17 protein-coding genes and 3 pseudogenes are annotated in these 20,208 nt (G+C 68.9%); 12 read left to right on the top strand and 8 right to left on the bottom strand.

Going from position 1 to position 20,208, the window contains the following annotated elements; translation table 11 throughout:
* The 4 genes and pseudogenes from QWY80_RS17815 to QWY80_RS17800 all read left to right on the top strand — a co-directional run.
* A partial coding sequence (locus tag QWY80_RS17815; RefSeq protein ID WP_290234608.1) for a glycine cleavage T C-terminal barrel domain-containing protein occupies positions 1-1,437 on the top strand: 1,437 nt, incomplete at its 5' end.
* A complete protein-coding gene (locus tag QWY80_RS17810) occupies positions 1,430-2,068 on the top strand; it encodes a sarcosine oxidase subunit gamma (RefSeq protein WP_290234605.1) in 639 nt (212 codons plus the stop codon). The genes QWY80_RS17815 and QWY80_RS17810, both read left to right, overlap by 8 nt.
* Positions 2,069-2,167: 99 nt before the next feature.
* Positions 2,168-2,338, top strand: a pseudogene (locus tag QWY80_RS17805) (formyltetrahydrofolate deformylase); the annotation flags it as partial.
* 207 nt (positions 2,339-2,545) lie between these two features.
* Positions 2,546-3,925 carry an L-serine ammonia-lyase gene (locus tag QWY80_RS17800; protein WP_290234602.1) on the top strand — a complete coding sequence of 460 codons (1,380 nt, stop codon included), beginning with the start codon at positions 2,546-2,548 and terminating at the stop codon, positions 3,923-3,925.
* 4 nt (positions 3,926-3,929) lie between these two features.
* On the opposite strand, the gene QWY80_RS17795 is transcribed toward QWY80_RS17800, so the two are convergent.
* Positions 3,930-4,832 carry a DMT family transporter gene (locus tag QWY80_RS17795; RefSeq protein WP_290234599.1) on the bottom strand — a complete coding sequence of 301 codons (903 nt, stop codon included), beginning with the start codon at positions 4,830-4,832 and terminating at the stop codon, positions 3,930-3,932.
* A 168-nt stretch (positions 4,833-5,000) separates the two neighbouring features.
* Between QWY80_RS17795 and QWY80_RS17790 the strand changes: the two genes are divergently transcribed.
* The 3 genes from QWY80_RS17790 (at position 5,001) to QWY80_RS17780 (ending at position 8,189) form a co-directional block, all read left to right on the top strand.
* Positions 5,001-5,396: a DUF4168 domain-containing protein gene (locus QWY80_RS17790; RefSeq protein ID WP_290234595.1), complete on the top strand. Its 396-nt coding sequence runs from the start codon at positions 5,001-5,003 to the stop codon at positions 5,394-5,396.
* A 144-nt stretch (positions 5,397-5,540) separates the two neighbouring features.
* Positions 5,541-7,457, top strand: coding sequence for a DUF294 nucleotidyltransferase-like domain-containing protein (locus QWY80_RS17785; protein ID WP_290234592.1), 1,917 nt, complete (start codon positions 5,541-5,543; stop codon positions 7,455-7,457).
* A gap of 3 nt (positions 7,458-7,460) precedes the next feature.
* On the top strand, positions 7,461-8,189 hold the full coding sequence (locus QWY80_RS17780; RefSeq protein ID WP_290234588.1) for a 3'-5' exonuclease: 729 nt from the start codon (positions 7,461-7,463) through the stop codon (positions 8,187-8,189).
* Between the two features lie 73 nt (positions 8,190-8,262).
* Here QWY80_RS17780 and QWY80_RS17775 read toward each other — a convergent pair whose 3' ends face one another.
* Both QWY80_RS17775 and QWY80_RS17770 read right to left on the bottom strand, forming a co-directional pair.
* The gene (locus QWY80_RS17775; RefSeq protein ID WP_290234586.1) at positions 8,263-9,930 is read right to left on the bottom strand and encodes a BCCT family transporter; all 1,668 of its coding nucleotides are present in this window, start codon (positions 9,928-9,930) and stop codon (positions 8,263-8,265) included.
* Between the two features lie 379 nt (positions 9,931-10,309).
* Positions 10,310-10,765: pseudogene (locus tag QWY80_RS17770) on the bottom strand (ATP-binding cassette domain-containing protein); the annotation flags it as partial.
* 336 nt (positions 10,766-11,101) lie between these two features.
* On the opposite strand from QWY80_RS17770, the gene QWY80_RS17765 reads away from it, so the two are divergent.
* Positions 11,102-11,419: a hypothetical protein gene (locus tag QWY80_RS17765; protein ID WP_290234583.1), complete on the top strand. Its 318-nt coding sequence runs from the start codon at positions 11,102-11,104 to the stop codon at positions 11,417-11,419.
* 70 nt (positions 11,420-11,489) lie between these two features.
* Positions 11,490-11,912: a hypothetical protein gene (locus QWY80_RS17760; protein WP_290234581.1), complete on the top strand. Its 423-nt coding sequence runs from the start codon at positions 11,490-11,492 to the stop codon at positions 11,910-11,912.
* A gap of 128 nt (positions 11,913-12,040) precedes the next feature.
* On the opposite strand, the gene QWY80_RS17755 is transcribed toward QWY80_RS17760, so the two are convergent.
* From QWY80_RS17755 to QWY80_RS17735, 5 genes are all read right to left on the bottom strand, one after another.
* Complete coding sequence (locus QWY80_RS17755) at positions 12,041-13,417, bottom strand: sigma-54-dependent transcriptional regulator (RefSeq protein WP_290234578.1); 1,377 nt, start codon at positions 13,415-13,417, stop codon at positions 12,041-12,043.
* Positions 13,414-14,901 (bottom strand): sensor histidine kinase, encoded by a 1,488-nt coding sequence (locus QWY80_RS17750; RefSeq protein ID WP_290234576.1) that lies wholly within the window; start codon positions 14,899-14,901, stop codon positions 13,414-13,416. Before QWY80_RS17750 ends, QWY80_RS17755 begins: the two co-directional genes overlap by 4 nt.
* 79 nt (positions 14,902-14,980) lie before the next feature.
* A complete protein-coding gene (locus tag QWY80_RS17745) occupies positions 14,981-16,126 on the bottom strand; it encodes a PQQ-dependent sugar dehydrogenase (protein ID WP_290234574.1) in 1,146 nt (381 codons plus the stop codon).
* A gap of 92 nt (positions 16,127-16,218) precedes the next feature.
* Positions 16,219-17,097, bottom strand: coding sequence for an AEC family transporter (locus tag QWY80_RS17740; RefSeq protein WP_290234572.1), 879 nt, complete (start codon positions 17,095-17,097; stop codon positions 16,219-16,221).
* 69 nt (positions 17,098-17,166) lie between these two features.
* Positions 17,167-17,427: a hypothetical protein gene (locus tag QWY80_RS17735; protein WP_435389379.1), complete on the bottom strand. Its 261-nt coding sequence runs from the start codon at positions 17,425-17,427 to the stop codon at positions 17,167-17,169.
* Positions 17,428-17,598: 171 nt separating this feature from the next.
* On the opposite strand from QWY80_RS17735, the gene QWY80_RS17730 reads away from it, so the two are divergent.
* The 3 genes and pseudogenes from QWY80_RS17730 (at position 17,599) to QWY80_RS17720 (ending at position 20,173) form a co-directional block, all read left to right on the top strand.
* Complete coding sequence (locus QWY80_RS17730) at positions 17,599-17,994, top strand: DoxX family protein (protein ID WP_290234570.1); 396 nt, start codon at positions 17,599-17,601, stop codon at positions 17,992-17,994.
* A gap of 50 nt (positions 17,995-18,044) precedes the next feature.
* Positions 18,045-18,224: pseudogene (locus QWY80_RS17725) on the top strand (cobalamin/Fe(3+)-siderophore ABC transporter ATP-binding protein); the annotation flags it as partial.
* 143 nt (positions 18,225-18,367) lie between these two features.
* A complete protein-coding gene (locus QWY80_RS17720; protein WP_290234568.1) occupies positions 18,368-20,173 on the top strand; it encodes an ABC transporter ATP-binding protein in 1,806 nt (601 codons plus the stop codon).
* Positions 20,174-20,208: the final 35 nt, after the last annotated feature.

The raw sequence follows: 20,208 nt of genomic DNA, 5'->3' as shown, positions 1-20,208 counted from the left end.
GTCACCGCCGCGGCCATCGAACTGGCCACCCGCGAGGGCTTCGAGTCCATCGAGCACGTCAAGCGCTACACCGCCATGGGCTTCGGCACCGACCAGGGCAAGCTCGGCAACATCAACGGCATGGCCATCGCCGCCCGCTGCCTGGGCAAGTCGATCCCCGAGGTGGGCACCACGGTGTTCCGGCCCAACTACACGCCGGTGACCTTCGGCGCCATCGTCGGCCGCCACTGCCGCGAGCTGTTCGACTCCGAGCGCTACACCGCGCTGCACCAGTGGCACCTGGAGCACGGTGCGGAGTTCGAGGACGTGGGCCAGTGGAAGCGCCCCTGGTATTACCCGAGGAGCGTCAGCGGCAAGCGTGAGACGCTGCACGAGGCGGTGGCCCGCGAATGTCGCGCGGTGCGCGAGGCGGTGGGCATCCTCGACGCCTCCACACTGGGCAAGATCGACATCCAGGGCCGCGATGCCCGGGAGTTCCTGGCACGCATCTACACCAACAAGTGGGAGAAGCTCGCCGTTGGCAAGTGCCGCTACGGGCTGATGTGCAAGGACGACGGCATGGTGATGGATGACGGTGTCACCAGCTGCCTGGGTGACAACCACTTCCTGATGACCACCACCACCGGCGGCGCCGCGGCGATCCTGGAGTGGCTGGAGCTGTGGCACCAGACCGAGTGGCCCGAGCTGGACGTGACCTTCACCTCGGTGACCGATCACTGGGCGACCATGACCGTGACCGGGCCGGAGGCGCGCAAGCTGCTCGCGGAAGTGACCGACATCGATCTCGATCGTGACACCTTCAAGTTCATGGACTGGCGCGAGGGCAAGGTGGCCGGGGTGCCGGCACGCGTCTTCCGCATCTCCTTCACCGGCGAGCTGACCTACGAGATCAACGTCCAGGCCCACTACGCCATGCACGTCTGGAAGACCCTGTTCGAGCACGGCGACAAGTATGGCCTGACGCCCTATGGCACCGAGACCATGCACGTCCTGCGCGCCGAGAAGGGCTTCATCATCGTCGGCCAGGATACCGACGGTTCGGTGACCCCGGAGGATCTCGGCATGCAGTGGGCCATCGGCTACGACAAGCCCTACTCCTGGATCGGCAAGCGCGCCCTGTCGCGCCCCGATACCCGGCGCGAGAACCGCAAGCAACTGGTGGGCCTCAAGCCCAAGGACCCGACGGTGGTGCTGGAGGAGGGCGCCCAGATCGTCTTCGATCCGGATCACGCCATCCCCATGCCCATGGTGGGCCACGTGACCTCGAGCTACTACAGCCCGACGCTCGAGAGCGGCTTCGCCCTGGCGGTGGTCAAGGGCGGCCACCGGCGGATGGGCGAGACCGTCTACTTGCCCATGGCTGACGGCAGCGTCCACGCGGCCGAGATCGTGAGTCCCATCTTCGTCGACCCCAAGGGAGAGCGTCAGCATGTCTAAGGTCCATCTCTACGATACCCGTGCCGCTCACGGGCAGGTGGCGGCGGAGTCGCCGCTGGCCTTCTCCTACCACCGTTCGGGGGCTCCCGCCCCCCAACGCCACAGCCGGGTGGTGTTGCGCGAGCGGGCCTTCCTGGGTCACCTGATCCTGCGCGGTGGCGCCATCGTGCTCGACGAGGCGCTGCGCGAGGTGCTCGGCTTCGGCCTGCCGGCGCGGCCCAACTCGCTGAGCCAGGACGCGAGCGGCGAGCGCTCGGTGCAGTGGCTGTCGCCGGACGAGTGGCTGCTGATCGTACCCGGCGGCGAGGAGCATGACCTCGAACTCGGGCTGCGCAAGGCCCTGGGCGATGCCCACTACGCCATCGTCAACGTCAGCGGTGGCCAGACCCTGCTCGAGCTCGAGGGGCCGGCGGCCGTGGAGCTGTTGATGAAGTCGGTGGTCTACGACGTGAACCCGCTGGCCTTCCCGGTGGGCAAGGGGGTGACCACGGTGTTCGCCAAGACCACGGTCATCGTCCGCCGTCCCAGCGAGTCGTGCTGGGAACTGGTGGTACGGAGAAGCTTTGCCGACTATGCCTATCGCTGGTTGCTGGACGCCGGCGAGGAGTACGGCATCGGCGTTCAGGCCTGACAGTGACGGGACCGGGTCCGGTCCCGTCAGGAGAGGCACGACCATGCCAGACGACAATCGCTGGATCCTGGCCGCGCAATACCCGAGCCGGCTCGGCACATCACCCAGGGGGTGGTGTCGGTGAGTCACGCCGACTATCCCGAGGACCTGGTGGCCAAGGGGCGCGATATCGAGTGCCGCTTTCCATAGCCACTGGCCCAGGCCGTCGCCCTGCACGTGGAGCGACGCATCTTCCTGCACGCCAAGCGCACGGTGGTCTTCGACCGCTAGGACCAGACACTTCGCAACTTGCCGTGATGTTCTGTAGGAGGCCGGCTCTGCCGGGCGATTGGCGCCGTCAGGCGCCTGGCGGTGTGCAAGCCCGCCAGCTGGTTACCGCCGGGAGGCCTGCGGCCTCCAGTCGCGCAACAAGTTGCCCTCCTACCACGTGGCGTTCACGCCAGTCTGCGAATCACCCAACTCTGTAGGGTAATAGCCATGCCAATCAGTGTCTTCGACCTGTTCAAGATCGGCGTCGGGCCGTCGAGCTCGCATACGGTCGGTCCCATGCGGGCCGCCTTCGACTTCGTCGGCGAATTGAAGGAGCGCGACCTGCTGGAGCGGGTCGCCCGCCTCGAGGTGCAGCTGTTCGGCTCGCTGTCGGCCACCGGCATCGGCCACGGCACCGACCGCGCCGTGATCATGGGCCTGATGGGCGAGCGGCCCGACCGCATCGACCCGGACATCATCGGCCCCGGCATCGCGGCGCTGCGCGAGACGGCCACGCTACGGCTGGATCACCGTCACGAGGTCTCCTTCGTCTGGGAGCGCGATATGCAGCTGCTCGAGGAGAGCCTGCCGCACCATCCCAACGCCATGCGCCTGATCGCCCACGGCCATGGCGACGAGCTCCACCGCAACACCTACTACTCGGTGGGCGGCGGCTTCGTGGTCGACGAGGCCCAGGCCGCCGCTGGCACGCTCGATGCCGACACCACCGAGCTGCCCTACGACTTCGACAGCGCCGCCGAGCTGCTGCGGCTGTGCCGGGAGCACGACCTGCGCATCAGCGAGCTGATGCTGGCCAACGAGCGCGCCTGGCGCAGCGAGGCCGAGATCCGCGAGGGCCTGCTCACGATCTGGGCGGCCATGCAGGCTTGCGTGGCCAAGGGCCTGGAGGCCGAGGGCGTGCTGCCCGGCGGGCTCAACGTCAAGCGCCGCGCCAAGGCGCTGCACCAGCGCATGCTGGCCAGTAAGGACGACGACTCGCTGATCGCCTCGACCATGTCGGCCATGGACTGGGTCAACCTCTACGCGCTGGCGGTCAACGAGGAGAACGCCGCCGGCGGGCGCATGGTCACCGCGCCCACCAACGGCGCGGCGGGCATCATCCCGGCGGTGCTGCACTACTACATGCAGTTCCGCAAGGGCGCCAGCGAGCGCGACGTGGTGGACTTCCTGCTGGCGGCCGGCGCGGTGGGCATCCTGTGCAAGAAGAACGCCTCCATCTCCGGTGCCGAGGTGGGCTGCCAGGGCGAGGTAGGCTCGGCCTGCGCCATGGCCGCGGCGGGGCTGACCGAGGTGATGGGCGGCACCATCGGCCAGGTGGAGAACGCTGCCGAGATCGGCCTGGAGCACAACCTGGGGCTGACCTGCGACCCGGTGGGCGGCCTGGTGCAGGTGCCCTGCATCGAGCGCAACGCCATCGCCTCGGTGAAGGCGATCAACGCCGCCCAGATGGCGCTGCGCGGCGACGGCGAGCACTTCATCTCGCTGGACAAGGTGATCCGCACCATGCGCGACACCGGCGCCGACATGCAGGAGAAGTACAAGGAGACATCGAAGGGCGGACTGGCCGTGAATGCCATCGAGTGTTGAGCGGTCAGCGCGGCCGTCCCCGGACCACGAGCACCACCCCGGCGATGGCGATGGCCATGCCGAGGAGGGAGGCCGGGGGCAGGCGCTCGTCGAACAGCCACCAGGCCTGCAGGGCGGTGACCGGCGGCACCAGGTAGAAGAGGCTGGCCACCCGTGAGGCTTCGCCGCGGCGGATCAGCGCCATCAGCAGCAGGATGGCGCTGATCGACAGCACCAGCACCAGCCAGCCCAGGGTCAGGGCGAAGGTCGGCGTCCAGGTCACGCCGCGCTCCTCGAAGAGGAGGGCGCCCAGCCCCAGCAGGATGCCGGCGGCCAGGTACTGCACCACGGTGCCGGAGAGCAGCGGCATGCCCGTGCAGAAGCGCTTCTGGTAGAGGGTGCCGCAGGAGATGCCCGCCAGCGCCACCAGCACTGCGGCGATCGCCCCCGGGCCGAAGCCCCGGAACAGGGCCTCGCCCGGATCCAGCTTGCCGCCCAGCACCAGGGCGATGCCCGCCAGCCCCATCACCAGTCCCAGCCACTGCGCCGCGGTCAGCCGCTCGCCCAGCAGGGGACCCGCCAGGCCTGCGGTGAGCAGCGGCTGCAGCCCCACCAGCAGGGCGGCGAGCCCCGCCGGCATGCCGAGGAAGATGCCGTAGAAGACGCCACCCAGGTAAGCGCCGTGGACCAGCATGCCCGACACGGCGACATGGCCCCATAGCCGCGCTCCCCGCGGCCACTCGCCGGAGAGCCAGTGCGCCAGGGGCACCAGCAGCACCAGGGTCAGCACGAAGCGGATGAACAGGAAGGTAAAGGGCTCGGCGTAGGGCAGGCCGAACTTGGCGCCGATGAAGCCGGTGCTCCACAGCGCCACGAACAGCAGCGGCATGGCGGCGAGCCACAGGTGTCGGGGACGGTCCGTTGTCATCACGATGGGTCCTGAGGGGAAAGGGGCATCATGGCGTCGCGATGGCCGGGTGCCAACCCTTGCGCGGCGCCCTATGAGATACCTTTCATTACAAAACACTGTGAACTCACGGTGACCGGGGCCGTCACAGGGAGGCACATTCACGACGCAACACCCTTGGAGGTATTCATGAAGCGGATGACCGCCCTGTTCTCTGCCGCCCTGCTCGGTGCCGGCCTGATGTCAGCCACCGCCCACGCCCAGCAGGACCCGGCCCAGGATCCGGCCGCTGCCCAGGAGCAGCCGCAGGCGGCCGCCCCGGCTCAGGACTTCTCCGACGACCAGCTGCAGCAGTTCGCCGACGCTTCCCAGGAGATCGCCGTGATCTCCCAGGAGTATACCGAGCGCCTGCAGTCTGCCGAGGATGAAGATGCCCAGCAGGAGGTGCGCATGGAGGCCAACGAGAAGATGGTCGAGGTGGTCGAGGACAGTGGTCTCGACGTGGATACCTTCAACGCCATCGGCCAGGCCATCCAGCAGGATCCCGAGCTGATGCAGCGCGTCCAGGAGATGGCCCAGTCGTAAGGCCCTCCCGACCCCTCGCCGACTCCCATCGGCAACTGGCGGCCACCCTCCGGGGTGGCCGTTTTCGTGGATGAGTGAGACTTTACACCGCTCAGGCGAGCTTCCAGACTTGGCTCATACGGGACTGCGACGGGAGCGTGACTCATGGAAGTGGAATGGCTGGAGATCCGCCAGCACATGGGGCGCTTCCCGCCCTTCGATGCCCTCTCGGACGACCTGCTCGACGAGATCGCCGGCCAGGTCGAGGTGGCCTACTTCCAGGCCGGCAGCGACATCTTCACCCTGGACCAGGAGATCCACGAGCTCGCCTACGTGCGCAGCGGTGCGGTGGAGGTCTATCGCCGTAACGGCGAGCTCTACAATCGCCGTGGTGAAGGCGACATCTTCGGCCAGTTCAGCCTGCTCCGGAATCATCGGGTCCGTTATCCCGTGCAGGCGATGGAAGACACCCTCATCTATTTCATCCCCGAGGCGCTGTTCCATCGGCTCTGCGAGGAGGACGAGCACTTCGCCGACTTCGTCGAGTTGCTGCGTCCCCGTCTCGAGAGCGCGGTGGAGCAGCAGAAGAAGAACAACGACATGATGATCACCCGGGTGCGCAAGCTGGTCACGCGCTACCCGGTCATGGTGGAGGCTTCCACCACGGTGCAGGAGGCGGCCCGCCAGATCACCGATTACGGAGCCTCGGCGATACTGGTGCTCGATGCGCCCGGCGACAACCCGCGCTACACCTTCCGCGACAGCGAGGAACGGGCCTGGCAGGTGCGCGGCATCCTCACCGATAGCGACTTCCGCAAGCGGGTGGTGGCCGAGGGGCTATCGCCCGACACGCCGGTGGGCGAGGTGATCGGCGGCCGGCCGATCGCCATACAGTCCGACGAGTCGGTCTACGAGGCGATGCTCACCATGTTGCGCAACAACATCCACCACCTGCCGGTCATGTACCGCCGCCATCCGGTGGGCATCGTCCATCTCTCCGACATCATCCGCTACGAGACCCACTCCAGCCTCTACCTGGTCAACAACATCTACAGCCAGCCCAGCGCCGCCGGGCTGGCCCGGCTCGGCCCGGACGTCAGTGCGACCTTCGTGCGCATGGTGGAGGACGGCGCCGACTCGCGGATGATCGGCAGCGCGCTCTCCACCATCGGGCGCAGCTTCACCCGCAGGCTGCTGGAACTGGCCGAGGCGGAACTGGGGCCACCGCCGGTGGCCTACTGCTTCATGGCCATGGGCTCCATGGCGCGCAACGAGCAGAGCATCGTCACCGACCAGGACAACGCCCTGGTGCTCGCCGACGATTTCGATCCCGAGCGCCACGACGCCTACTTCCTCGAACTGGCCAAACGGGTCAGCGACGGCCTGGATGCCTCCGGCTATCCCTACTGCAAGGGCGACATCATGGCCACCAACCCCCAGTGGCGTCAGCCGCTGTCGGTGTGGAAGGGCTACTTCCGCGACTGGATCCGCGACCCCACCCCCGAGCGGCTGCTGCACAGCTCGATCTTCTTCGACCTGGACCCGGTGTATGGCGAGAACGTCTTCGTCGAGCAGCTCCAGGACCTGGTGGCCGAGCTGGCGCCGCAGCACAAGCTGTTTCTCGCCGCCATGGCCCGCAACGCCCTGAACCGCACGCCGCCGCTGGGCTTCTTCCGCACCTTCGTGATGGAGAAGGACGGCAAGCACAACAATTCGATCAACCTCAAGCGGCGCGGCACCGCCCCGCTCACCGACCTGATCCGCATCCACGCCCTGGCCTGCGGCTCCCGGGCCCAGAACAGCTTCTCGCGGCTCGACGATATCGACCGTACCCAGTTGCTGGCCCCCGGCGTGAGTGACAAGCTGCGCTATGCCCTGGAGTTCCTCAGCATGTCGCGCATCCGTCACCAGGTGATCGACCTGCAGCACGAGCGCACGCCGGACAACAACATCGAGCCGGAGAACGTCAGCGACAGCGAGCGTCATACCCTCAAGGATGCCTTCCAGGTGCTGAGCAATGCCCAGAAGTTCCTGAAGTTCCGCTATCCCATGCCCTCATCCGCCGAGCGTCGGAGGCGCTAGGCGATGGCCACCCCGCGTCCGGCTCGCCGCCGCCGCGCCTGGCCCGACTGGCCGGCCTACCTGGCCGACCGGGCGACGCGGGTGCACCACCCGCTGCTTGGCGACTTCCTGTCGGCCGGGTGTCCGGCGATCGATACGCCCATCGGCGAGGCGCCCCTGGCCGCCCTGGATATCGAGACCACCGGGCTCGACCCGCGTCGCCATGCCGTCGTCAGTGTCGGCGTGGTGCCCTTCGGCCTGACGCGCATCCCCCTGCGCGGGGCACGCTACTGGGTGCTGCGGCCCAGTCGGGCGCTCACCGGCACCTCGGTGACCCTGCACCACATCACCCATGCCGAAGTACAGGATGCCCCGGACCTGGCCGAGATCCTGCCCGAGCTGCTGGCGATCCTGAAGGGCCGGGTGGCGGTGGTGCACTATCGGCATATCGAGCGGCCCTTCCTCGACTCCGGGATTCAGGCCCGGCTGGGGGAGGGACTGCGCTTCCCGATGATCGACACCATGTCGCTGGAGGCGCGACTGCATCGCCAGTCGCCGTGGGCGCGCTTTCGCCGTTGGCTGGGGCGCCCGCCGGTGTCGATCCGTCTGCACGCCAGCCGCGAGCGCTACGGCCTGCCGCTCTACCAGGGGCACCATGCCCTGGTGGATGCCCTGGCCACCGCCGAACTGCTCCAGGCCCAGGTGGCCAGCCGCTTCTCCCACGACACCCCGGTCGGTGAGCTGTGGAGCTGAAGCCGCACACCGGTCGAGCATGAAAAAGGCGGCCCGCAGGCCGCCTTGTTTCGTTGGTGAGCAAGCCGGGCCGTCAGACGGACCTGGGCTCGCTCATCAGCCCCTTGACGATGGCGTAGCAGGCCGCCAGCAGCACCAGGGTGAAGGGCAGGCCAGTGGTGATCACCGCCGTCTGCAGGGCCGTCAGGCCGCCGCCCAGCAGCAGGGCGATGGCGACCGCCCCCTCGATGATGGCCCAGAAGATACGCTGAGGCTTGGGCGCATCCACCTTGCCGCCGGCGGTGATGGAGTCGATCACCAGCGAGCCGGAGTCCGAGGAGGTGATGAAGAACACCATCACCAGCACGATGGCCACGAAGGAGGTGATGGCCGTCAGCGGCAGCTGGCCGAGCATCTGGAAGAGCTGCAACTCGAGGGCCGCCTCCCGGACGCCTTCGAAGCCCTGGTTGACGGCCTGGTCGATGGCGGTGCCGCCGAAGGAGGTCATCCACAGCACCGAGACGATGGAGGGCACCAGCAATACGGCGACCAGGAACTCGCGGACCGTGCGCCCGCGGCTGACCCGGGCGATGAACATGCCGACGAAGGGCGACCAGGCGATCCACCAGGCCCAGTAGAAGGCCGTCCAGCCCTGGGTGAAGTTGGCGTCCTCACGGCCGAAGGGATTGGACAGCGCCGGCAGGTTCACGGCGTACGAGAGCAGGTTCTCGAAGAAGCCGGTGATGATCATCAGGGTCGGGCCCACGAGGATCACGAACAGCAGCAGCAGGGCGGCCAGCACCATGTTGATCTGCGACAGGCGCTGCACGCCCTTTTCGACGCCGAGGACCACCGAGCACAGCGCCACGGCGGTGATGCCCATGATCAGCAACACCATGGTGACATTGGTGTCGGGGGTGCCGAACAGGTAGCCGAGGCCGGCGGAGGCCTGGGTGGCACCCAGCCCCAGCGAGGTGGCCAGGCCGAACAGGGTGGCGAAGACGGCAAGGATATCGATGACATGCCCCTGCCAGCCCCAGACCCGCTCCCCGAGGATGGGGTAGAAGATCGAGCGCATGGTCAGCGGCAGCCCCTTGTTATAGGAGAACAACGCCAGCGCCAGGGCCACCACGGCATAGATTCCCCAGGGGTGCAGCCCCCAGTGGAAGATGGTGGCCGCCATCCCCAGGGCCATGGCGCCCGCGGTATCGCCCCCGGCGGCTCCCAGCGGCGCCCAGTCGGTACGCGCGCCATTCTCGGAGCTGATGCCGCCCATGGCGGTATCGAAGTGGGTGATCGGCTCCGACACCCCGTAGAACATCAGGCCGATGCCCATGCCGGCGGCGAACAGCATGGAGAACCAGCCCATATAGCTGAAGTCCGGCTTGGCATGGGCCCCGCCGATGCGCACCTTCCCCAGGGGGGTGAAGATCAGCACGATGGACAGGATCACGAAGATATTGGCCGCCAGCAGGAAGAACCACGCCAGGTTGCCGGTCAGGAAACTGAACATGGCATTGAAGATGGGCTCGACCTGGTCCTGCAGCGCCAGGGTGATGATCACGAAGAACAGGATCACCAGGGACGAGATCGCGAAGACCTTGCCGTGAAGGTCGAAGTTGATCCCGAACTTGGAGGCGGTGATGTTGTCCTGACCGATCACGTAGTCGGTGTCGATCAGGTTGGCCGGCCCTTCCGGCGCCGGTATGCCCTCGGAGCCTTCCGGCGCCTGGGGTTGTGCGTCATGGGGTTGATTAGCCACGAGACGTCTCCCTTGCTGTCATCAATGTGGATATCGGCTGCGTCAGTCCTTTATCGAAAGGCAAGCACTGTTCAGGGTAGTCGCCCCGGCGCGGAACGACGATTCAACGCTCCATCCTTTCTTGTACCTGGATTGTACTAGAGAGAATCGCCGTCTGCCGTAACGGGCGAATCACGCTTAGCCTACGCCGGCAAGCTCCCGAACGCGAGCGGGGGAGCCACCCCAAGTGGCTCCCCCGTCTGCAGCGCGACTCGGGGTCACGCTATGCGGTCGCGATCAAAAATCCGGCAGCCACTGCTCGATCACGTCCGGGGTTTCCTCGACCCACTATCCTCGCGGGGCGTTCGGTGAGGAATCAAGGGTTCCACCTCAACGCTCAGGCCTTGCGGGCGGTCTCGGTGCGCTCGGCCCTGTCCACGCCACGCACCTCGAGGCCGAACTCGGTGTTCTGCTGCACCGTGCGATGGGGGAAGAGGGCGAAGTTCTGGAACACCATGGAGAAGTGGCGGCGCCGGCACTCCAGCAGGGCCTTGTCGCCCAGCTCGGGGATGTTCTCGCCATCGATGATGATCTCGCCCGCGGTGGGCTCGATCAAGCGGTTCAGGCAGCGGATCAAAGTCGACTTGCCCGATCCGGACAGCCCCATGATCACCAGCAGCTCCCCCTCGTAGACATCGAAGTCGATGTTGGAGAGGCCCAGGGTCTGGCCAGTCTTCTCCAGGATCTCGGGGCGCTTCAGCCCCTGGTCGCGCAGTTCGATCGCCTTCTTCGGCTGGTTGCCGAAGACCTTGCTCAGGTTGCGAACCCGTATCTTGACGTTGTGGTTCTCGTGCATTGGCTCTGCCTTATGTCAGCCCCTGGCTCGACGCAGGAGTCGCCCGAAGGGTCGCCTGTCGCGTCGCTGCCGCCGAGCTTGACATGCGGCAGCGTTGACGGAGGGGAAAGGCCCTCTACCCTACGGATTGTTGAACGACCGTTCAGATTCGTCATGGGGGCACGCCTGACCCATGTGTCAGATCTGACCACCCGCGAGGCCCCTTCCGGGGCGTGGGGACGATCCTGGGATTCTTTGCAAAAAATTGAAACTAAAGGGTTTTGCCGTGATTTTGGACGGCTGGCATGCCACCTGCTTCCCATCGAGTAAAGGCACCACGCAAAGGAGGAAGACCCAATGCCCCATGCGACAGCGACGCTGAACCGCCGGCGTCTCCGGTGGCTCTCCACCCTGGGGGCGCTGGCCCTGACCGGCATGGCCCTGGCGGGTTGCGGCGACGAGGAGGAGATGCCGCCGATGGAGGAGCCTGCCACCGAGGAGCCGGCCCAGGAGCCCATGGAGGGCGAGCCCACCATGCAGGAAGATCCGGCCATGAGCCAGGATCCCGCCATGGAGGACGAAGGCATGGGTGACCCCACGGAGAGCCAGGAGAGCCAGGAACCCACGCTGGGCGACCAGGATGACCAGGACGACCAGCAGGGCGGTGGTTACTGATCCGCCGGCCCCATCCCGAGCCACGCGGCCGGGAACCGATACCCCGCAAGATGCTGCAACAGGAGACTGCATGATGCTGTCACAGGAAATGCTCAGGAAACTCGGCGTGCTCGGCGTCGCCGTCGGCCTGCTGGCCAGCCCGCTGGCCTTCGCCGACATGCACGAGGAACCCCAGGACCCGGCGGCCGGCACCCAGCCGGCCGAGGAGCCCGCGGCGTCGCAGGGCCAGGACCCGATGGCCGATCCCGCGGCCCCGGGCGGCGACGATCCCATGGCGGACCCCGCCGGGCAGGGCGGCCAGGATGCCATGAACGATCCGGCCGGGGCGCCCGAGCCGGGTAGCCCGGCCGACGAGCCCGGGTTCGGCAGCGGCACCGACCCGATGCCCAGCGGCGATTCCCAGGCCGAGCCACAAGGCGAGCCCCAGGCCGACCCGCAAGGTGAGGAAGACTGGGAGGCGCCCGCCGAGGACGACCAGGAGGAGGCCTGGTAAGCGCACACCGCCCGGTCTGAGCCGGGCGGGTAGGGTCTTTATGATGTTCCCCTCGAGGCGTCCCCGCGACGCCCCTTCGCCCCCGCCCCGGCGGGGGCCTTTTCATGCCGCCCGCCGGGCGCCGACGCTCACTCCTCTTCCAGCCGCCGGTAGAGGGTGCGCCGGGCGATGCCCAGGATGTCCGCGGTGCGACGCTTGTTGCCGCCGGTGGCATCCAGCACCTTGCGGATGTAGCGCCGCTCCACCTCCTCTAGGCTGGGCCAGGCCTGGCCCTGGGCCGCGGCGACCAGGCCGCCCGCCGCGGCGCCGTCGCGACGCCGTTCGGCGGCCTGCTCGCGGAGTCGCTCGGGCAGGTCGGCGTGGCGGATCTCGCCGGCGTCGGCCAGGGTCACCGCCCGCATGATGGCATTCTCCAGCTCGCGCACGTTGCCTGGGTAGGGGTAGGCGAGCAGCGCCTCCAGGGCGGCCGGTTCGATGCCGCGGATGTCGACCCCCTGGGCCTCGGCATGCTTGTCGATCAGGGCGGTGATCAGCGGCTCCAGGTCGCCCTCGCGCTCGCGCAGCGGCGGTATGCGCAGCGAGAAGGTCTCCAGGCGGTAGAAGAGGTCGCTGCGGAAGGCGCTGGTCTCGATGGCCCGTTCCAGGTCGCGGTGGGTGGCGGCGATGATGCGCACGTCCACCGGCTCCTCGCGCTCGGCCCCCACCGGGCGGATGGTCTTCTCCTGGAGGGCACGCAGCAGCTTGGCCTGGAGGTCCGGCGACATCTCGCCGATCTCGTCGAGGAACAGGCTGCCGCCGCGGGCGGCCTGGAACAGCCCCTGGCGGTGATCGCTGGCCCCGGTGAAGGCCCCCTTCACATGGCCGAAGAACTCGCTCTCCATCAGCTCGGCGGGGATGCTGGCGCAGTTGATCGCCACGAAGGGGCCATCGGCCCGCGGGCTCTCGGCATGCACGGCCCGGGCCAGCAGCTCCTTGCCGGTACCGCTCTCGCCGAGCACCAGCAGGGGCGCATCGCGGCTGGCCAGGCGGGCGGCGTCGTGGAACAGCGCCTGCATCGCCTCGCTCTCGCCGATCAGGCCGTGGAAGTGGCGCGGCGGGGCGTGGCGCCGGAAGCGTTCGGCCAGGCGGCGGTGCTCCAGCACCCGATAGACCGCCTCGCGGACGGCCTCCAGGTCCAGCGGCTTGGTCAGGAAGTCGTCGGCGCCGAGCTTCAGCGCCTCCACGGCCTGGTCGATGGTGCCGAAGGCGGTGATGACGATGAAACCCAGCGGATCGTCCTCGTCGCGCAGCCGCTCCAGCAGTTGCATGCCGTTCATGCCGGGCAGGCGCACGTCGCTGATCACCATCGCCACCCGGCTGTGGCTGAGGGTGGCGATGGCCTCCTCGGCGCTGCCCACACCCAGGGTGGCGTAGCCGGCCTCCTCGAGCTCCTCGGCGAGCAGCTCGAGGATGGCCGGGTCGTCCTCGACGATCAGGATGGGGCTGGGGGCGTCCGTTTGGGTCACGGTTGGCTTCCTCGCGGTTCGTGGGGGGTGGTCGGGGCGTCCGCGTCCAGGCCGTCGTCCAGTGGCAGGACGATCTCGAAGGCGGCACCGCCGAGGGCGCCGTCGCAGACCCCGATGGTGCCGCCGTGGTCGTTGACGATGCGGTGGACCATGGACAGCCCCAGGCCGCTGCCCTGGCCCACCGGCTTGGTGGTGAAGAAGGGGTCGAAGACCCGGCTCCGGTCGGCCTCGGCGATGCCGGCGCCGTCGTCCTCCACCCAGAGTCGCAGCCGCTCGTCCGCGACGCGGGCGCTCAGGCCGATGCGCTCGACCCCCTCCGCCTGGGCGGCGTTGTGCAGCAGGTTGGTGAGCACCTGGATGAGCTGCTGGCCGCTGGCCAGCAGGCGCGGCGGCGGCTCGGGGAGGTCGACCTCCAGGCGGATGCCGCCCTCCTCCAGGGCCTCCTCGACCAGTTCCCGGGCCGCGGCGACGGTCTCGTCCAGGGCGACCCACTCCTTCTCGACGCTGTGGCGCCGGCCCAGCTCCATCAGCTGGCGCACGATCTCGACGATGCGGTTCACCTCGTCGCGGATGCGCTTGAGGCGGGCGCGCTCGTCGTCGCCGATCGCTTCGCGGCGCGCCAGGCGCTGGGCCTGGCCATTGATCACGGTGAGCGGGGCGCCGATCTCGTGGGCCACCCCGGCGGCCAGCACCCCCAGCTCGGCGAGCTTGCGCGACTTGCGCAGCCGCTTCTCCAGGGCGATCTCGTTGAGGCGGCGCGCCTCGATGTCGGCGTCCTTCTCGGCCATGGCATCGAGCATGCCGTTGAGGGCGGTGGCCAGGCGACGATGCTCCTGGGGGCCGCGCACCGCGGCGCGCTGGCTGCGGTCGCCGGCCTCGACCCGCGCCATCACCTCGAGCAGGCGGTTGAGCGGCCGCTCGATATGCCGCCGGAACCCCCACCAGATGCCCAGCACGATGGCCGCCGCACCGATCACGAAGACCAGGCCGGCCACCAGGCTGATGTAGCCGGTGTAGTTCTCGATGCCGGTGTTGAGGCGGTTGACCTGCAGCACGCCGCGCACCTCGCCGTCGGGGGTGGTCAGCGGCATCAGCGCCGAGTAGTAGTTCCAGTCGTCGTGCTCCCGGTAGTCGGCCCTGAGCTCGCCTTCGGCCACCACCTCGCGGATGTCCTCCGGCGAGAACAGCGCCTCGCCGAGCCCCAGGCCATAGATCTCCTCGCCGTGGCGGTCGAAGACGTAGGCGCCGTAGATGCGGTGGAAGGAGAAGGCCGACTGCAGCGAGGCCTCCAGCGACTCGGGGGAGTCGCGGGCCACCGCGTAGCCCAGGGAGGTGCCGACGGTGCGGGTGATGATCTGCACCTCGGTCTCCAGCTTGGAGCGCACGTTATCCTCCAGGGAGGTGATCGCCACCAGGCTGAACACCACCAGCACCAGGAACAGCGGCACGATGACCGTGAGGATGATCAGGTTGCGCAGTCGCATCGCGGCTTCCGTCAGGGCGCCCGCCCCCGGCAGGGGAGGCGGGACGGTGGGTCGGGGTCTGGGGGCGTCGCCCCGGGGATCAGTCGGCCGGCACCAGCCGGAAGAGGCCGCCGTCGTCGTGGTCGCTGAGCAGGTAGAGGGCGCCGTCGCGGCCCTGGCGCACGTCGCGGATGCGGCCGATCTGGCCCTCGAGGATCAGCTCGTGCTCCACGACCCGGTCGCCCTCCAGGGCCAGGCGCACCAGCTTCTCGCTGGCCAGGCCGCCGGCCAGCAGGTCGCCTTCCCAGGCGGGGAAGGCGTCGCCGTCGACCTCGGCAAGCCCCGAGGGCGCGAAGCGGCCCGCGAAGACGTGCAGCGGGTCGCGCATGCCCGGCGCGCTGTCGCGGCCGATGGGCTCATTGGTCGTGTAGTCGTTGCCGCGGCTGACCTCGGGCCAGCCGTAGTTGACGCCGGCCTCGAGGCGGTTGAGCTCGTCGCCGGTGCGCGGGCCGTGTTCGGTGGACCAGGCGGTGCCGTCCGCCGCCACGGTGAGCCCCTGGGGGTTGCGGTTGCCCATGGTGAACAGCTCGTCGAGCACCGCGTCGTCGTCGACGAAGGGGTTGTCGTCGGGCACGCGGCCCTCCTCGGTCAGGCGCAGCACGCTGCCGGCGTGGGTGCCGCCGTCCTGGGCGCGATCCGAGTCGCCGCGGTCGCCGATGGTCATCAGCAGGGTGCCATCGGGCAGCCAGGCCAGCCGCGAGCCGTAGTGGTGGGAGGGGCCGGTGAAGCGGTCCTGGACGAACAGGGTCTCGACATCGACGAGGGCGTCGCCGTCGAGCCGGGCGCGGGAGAGGGTGGAGGCGCCGCCGCCCTCGCCGGGCTGGCTCCAGGTGAAGTAGAGCCAGTCGTGCTCGCCCCCGTCCTCGCCGAAGTCGGGATGCAGGGCCAGGTCCAGCAGCCCGCCCTGGCCGCTGGTGCGGACCTCGGGCACGCCGGAGAGGCGGGTGACCTCGCCGTCCGGGGTGACCCGCGCCAGGCGGCCCGGGCGCTCGCTGACCAGGAAGTCGCCGTCGGGCAGCCGGGCCAGCGACCAGGGGTGCTCGAGCCCCGAGGCGAGGCGCTCGAGGCGCAGGTCGTGGTGGTCGGTGGTGAGCCGCTCGACGAGCGTCTCGGCGGCCGATGCCTGGCCGGTGGCCAGGCCGCCGGCCAGCAGCAGGGTGGTGAATCGCCGGGCAATGGTGCGCATGCGTCGTCCCCTCCATGAACATGGGCGGCGCCCGCCAGCGGGCGCCATCTACACCTGCATAGCGACCGGCTCGGCGCCGAGGGGTTCCCCGTTCACATCTGCCAGGCGAGCAGCAGCGGCAGGTAGAACAGCGACAGCAGGGTCGAGCAGAACACCAGGCTGGCCACGTATTCCGGTTCGCGGCGGGCCTTCTGGGCGAACAGGTAGTTGAACACCGCCACCGGCATGCTCATCTGCAGCACCAGGATGCCGTGGCCCAGTGGCGGCAGCCCCAGCAGGTAGCCGATGCCCCAGGCCACGCCGGCGGCCACCGGGATGCGCAGCAGGCTGAAGCCGATGCCCGAGCGCAGGTTCTTGACCTTGATGCTGGCCAGCGACACCCCCAGGGTGATCAGCATCAGCGGCACCGTGAAGCCGGAGATCAGGTCGACGCTGTTGGCCAGCCACAGCGGCAGCTCGGTGTCGGTGAGCAGCAGGCCCAGGGCGATCAGGATGGCGTAGACGGTGGGCGTGCGCAGCAGGGTGCGCAGCGGTCGGCCGCTGCGGCTGGCCATCACCGAGCCCACCGTGAACTGGAACAGCGACACGGTCACCATCACCGTGATGCCGTAGACGAAGCCGGCGTTGCCAAAGGCGTAGAGCACCACCGGCAGGCCCATGTTGCCGGTGTTGGGGTACATGGTGGGGGCCAGCAGCACCCGCCAGTCGCGCCTGAGCAGCCGGGCCAGCAGGAAGGCCAGGCCGGCCATCAGGGTGAGCACCAGGGCGGTGGCCAGCATGGTGCGACCGAAGCTGCCGGCGTCGATCTCGGCGCCGGAGAGCGAGGCGATCACCAGGGCCGGCGTGCCGATGTTGAAGACCAGGCGGGTGACGAACTCCACCGGATAGGGCTGGCCCGAACGGACCCAGGTGAAGCCCAGGCCGGCGCCGGCCAGCACCGGCGCCATCACGGCGAAGAGTTCGGCGAACATAGGGTCATCCTTGGCAGGCAAGACGGGGTATTGTCGTGAATCGGCGTGATGCCTGGCAAGGGGGCGGGCTCAGGCCACCGTGGCGTGTGGCTGCCACGCTGCGGGGACCGCCTGGCGTAGGAAGTCGAGCAGGGTGCCGATGCGGCGCGGCGTCAGCCCCTCCCGGGCGGTGTCCAGCAGGTCGATCCAGGCACGGCGAGCCAGCTCATGCGGGTGCCGGGGGGTGCCGTGGCGCGCCAGGGCGCAGTGCACCTCCAGGGTGATGCGGCCGCTGATCTCCTCGGCGAGCTCGGTCAGGGCCTCGCGGCTGCGGTCGGCCAGGGCCAGCATCTCGCGACAGTAGGCGTGGAACAGCAGCCCCGCCTCGGTGGGGATCAGCCGATTGGCATGGCGGGCGAGTCTTGTTCATGGTGACGGTGCCGCACCTGCCTCGTCGGCCTTGCCCTGGTCCGCGGATCGGGCCACCCTTCCTTCTACCGTCCCCCGATAAGGAGATCTTCCATGGACACCCAGGCACTCCAGAAGGAATGGGCGCCACGCCTGCTCAGCGTGCTGCGCATCGTCTCGGGCTTCATCTTCATGCTGCACGGTACCCAGAAGCATCTCGGCTTCCCGCCCTCCGACCGGGTCGTGGAGCTGTTCTCGATGTCGGGGATGGCCGGGGTCATCGAGCTCATCTGCGGGATACTGCTGCTGATCGGCTTCCAGACCCGGGCCGCGGCCTTCCTGGCCTCGGGCACCATGGCTTTCGCCTACTGGCTCGCCCACGCCCCGCAGAGCCTCTACCCCGTCAACAACGGCGGCGACGCCGCCATCCTCTACTGCTTCGTGTTCCTCTATCTGGTGTTCGCCGGCCCCGGCCCCTGGAGCCTGGACGCCATGCGCAAGGGGGCCTGAGCCCCGGCAGTAACCCGCCACCGCAGAGGCCGCTGCGTACCGGTGGCCCCTACGCCGACCACCTGGTGGCCATGCGCGACGGCGGCATCGTCGCCCAGGGCGCGCCGGCCGAGGTGGTCACCGAGGCGCTGGTGCGCGAGCTCTACGGAGTGGCCTGCACCCTGCTCCACGACCCGGCCACCGGTGCGCCGCTGCTTACCGACCTGCGCCGGCTGCCCCCAACGCCTTAGCCTGGCCGCGGGCCGTTGCGGGGGCCGCCGGATCGGCCCCGAGCGGTGCCGCCACCCGTAATGCCTCAGGCTTCGTCCCGGGAGCCATGGAGGGGCAGGGCGCGAGTCGGGTATGCTGCGCGGGCCAGAGACAAGGAATCCCCATGACGTCCAACGCTTCCCACAACAGCTTCCAGGCGCTGGTGCGCCTGCTGCGCTACGCCCGCGGCTATCGGCGGCGCATCATCGCCGCCAGCGCCTGCTCGATCATCAACAAGCTCTTCGACATCGCCCCGGAGATCCTCATCGGCGTGGCCATCGACGTGGTGGTCAACCAGGAAGAGAGCTTCGTCGCCCGGGTCGGCTTCGAGTCGGCCCAGGAGCAGATCATGATCCTGGCGGTGTTGACCTTCTTCATCTGGGCGGGGGAGTCGCTGTTCGAGTACCTCTACCAGATCCTGTGGCGCAACCTCGCCCAGCGGCTGCAGGCCGACCTGCGCCTGGACACCTACGAGCACGCCCAGCGCCTCGACATGGCCTACTTCGAGTCGAAGAGCTCGGGGCAGCTGGTGGCCACCATGAACGACGACGTCAACCAGCTCGAGCGCTTCCTCGACGGCGGCGCCAACGCCCTGATACAGGTGGGCGTCACCGTGGTGGCGGTGGGCGCGGTGTTCTTCGTCATCTCGCCGCTGATCGCGCTGCTCGCCTTCACGCCCATCCCGCTGATCATCTGGGGCGCCTTCTACTTCCAGCGCAAGGCCGGCCCGCTCTACGCCGACGTGCGCGAGAAGGTGGGCGACCTGGCCAGCCGGCTGGCCAACAACCTGGCCGGCATCGCCACCATCAAGAGCTTCACCAGCGAGGCCCGCGAGGCCGAGCGGCTGCGCCAGGTCAGCGAGGCCTACGTGGAGGCCAACCGCCGGGCCATCCAGGTGAGTTCGGCCTTCATCCCGGTGATCCGCATGGCGATCCTCGCCGGCTTCCTGGCCACCTTCACCGTGGGCGGCATGCTCGCCCTGCGCGGCGAGCTCAACGTCGGTGCCTACGGGGTGCTGGTGTTCCTCACCCAGCGGCTGCTCTGGCCGCTGACGGGGCTCGCCGAGGTGATCGACCTCTTCGAGCGCGCCATGGCCAGTACCCGGCGTATCCTCGACCTGCTGGCGGAGCCGATCACCGTGCGCGACAACCACGACACGCCGCTCGCCGCCCCGGTGCGCGGCGAGGTGAGCTTCGAATCGGTGAGCTTCCGCTATGCGGCGAGCGAGGTGGGCGTGGCGGGCGTGAGCCTGCACGTGCCCGCCGGGAATACCCTGGCCCTGGTGGGCGCCACCGGCTCCGGCAAGTCGACCCTGGTCAAGCTGCTGCTGCGCTTCTACGACCCCAGCGCCGGGCGGGTGTGCATCGACGGCCAGCCCATCGATAGCGTGAGCCTCGCCTCGCTGCGCGGCGCGATCGGCCTGGTCAGCCAGGACGTCTACCTGTTCGAGGGCTCGGTGCGCGACAACATCGCCTACGGCAGGCCGGAGGCGAGTGAGGCGGAGGTGGTGGAGGCCGCCAGGACGGCGGAAGCCTGGGAATTCATCCAGGCGCTGCCCCGGGGGCTCGACACCCCGGTGGGCGAGCGCGGCGTGCGCCTCTCCGGCGGCCAGCGCCAGCGCCTCTCGCTGGCCCGGGCGCTGCTCAAGGACCCGCCGATCCTGGTGCTCGACGAGGCCACCAGCGCCGTGGACAACGAGACCGAGGCCGCCATCCAGCGCTCGCTGCGCAAGATCGGCCACGGCCGCACCGTGATCATGATCGCCCACCGCCTCTCCACCATCGTGCATGCCGACGAGATCGTGGTGATCGAGGGGGGCCGGGTGGCGGAGCGCGGCACCCACGAGACGCTGCTCGAGGCCGACGGCCGCTACGCCGCCCAGTGGCGGGTGCAGACCGGGGCGCTGGTGGAAGGCACGGCGCTGGGCTGAGGCCGCATATCTCCCGCACGAGGTGGTCGGCGGCG

The organism is Halomonas ramblicola (assembly GCF_030409215.1).
GTDB lineage: Bacteria > Pseudomonadota > Gammaproteobacteria > Pseudomonadales > Halomonadaceae > Halomonas > Halomonas ramblicola.
The sequence above is the reverse complement of the archived record's forward strand: the minus strand, read 5'-3'. Positions and strand labels throughout refer to the sequence as shown.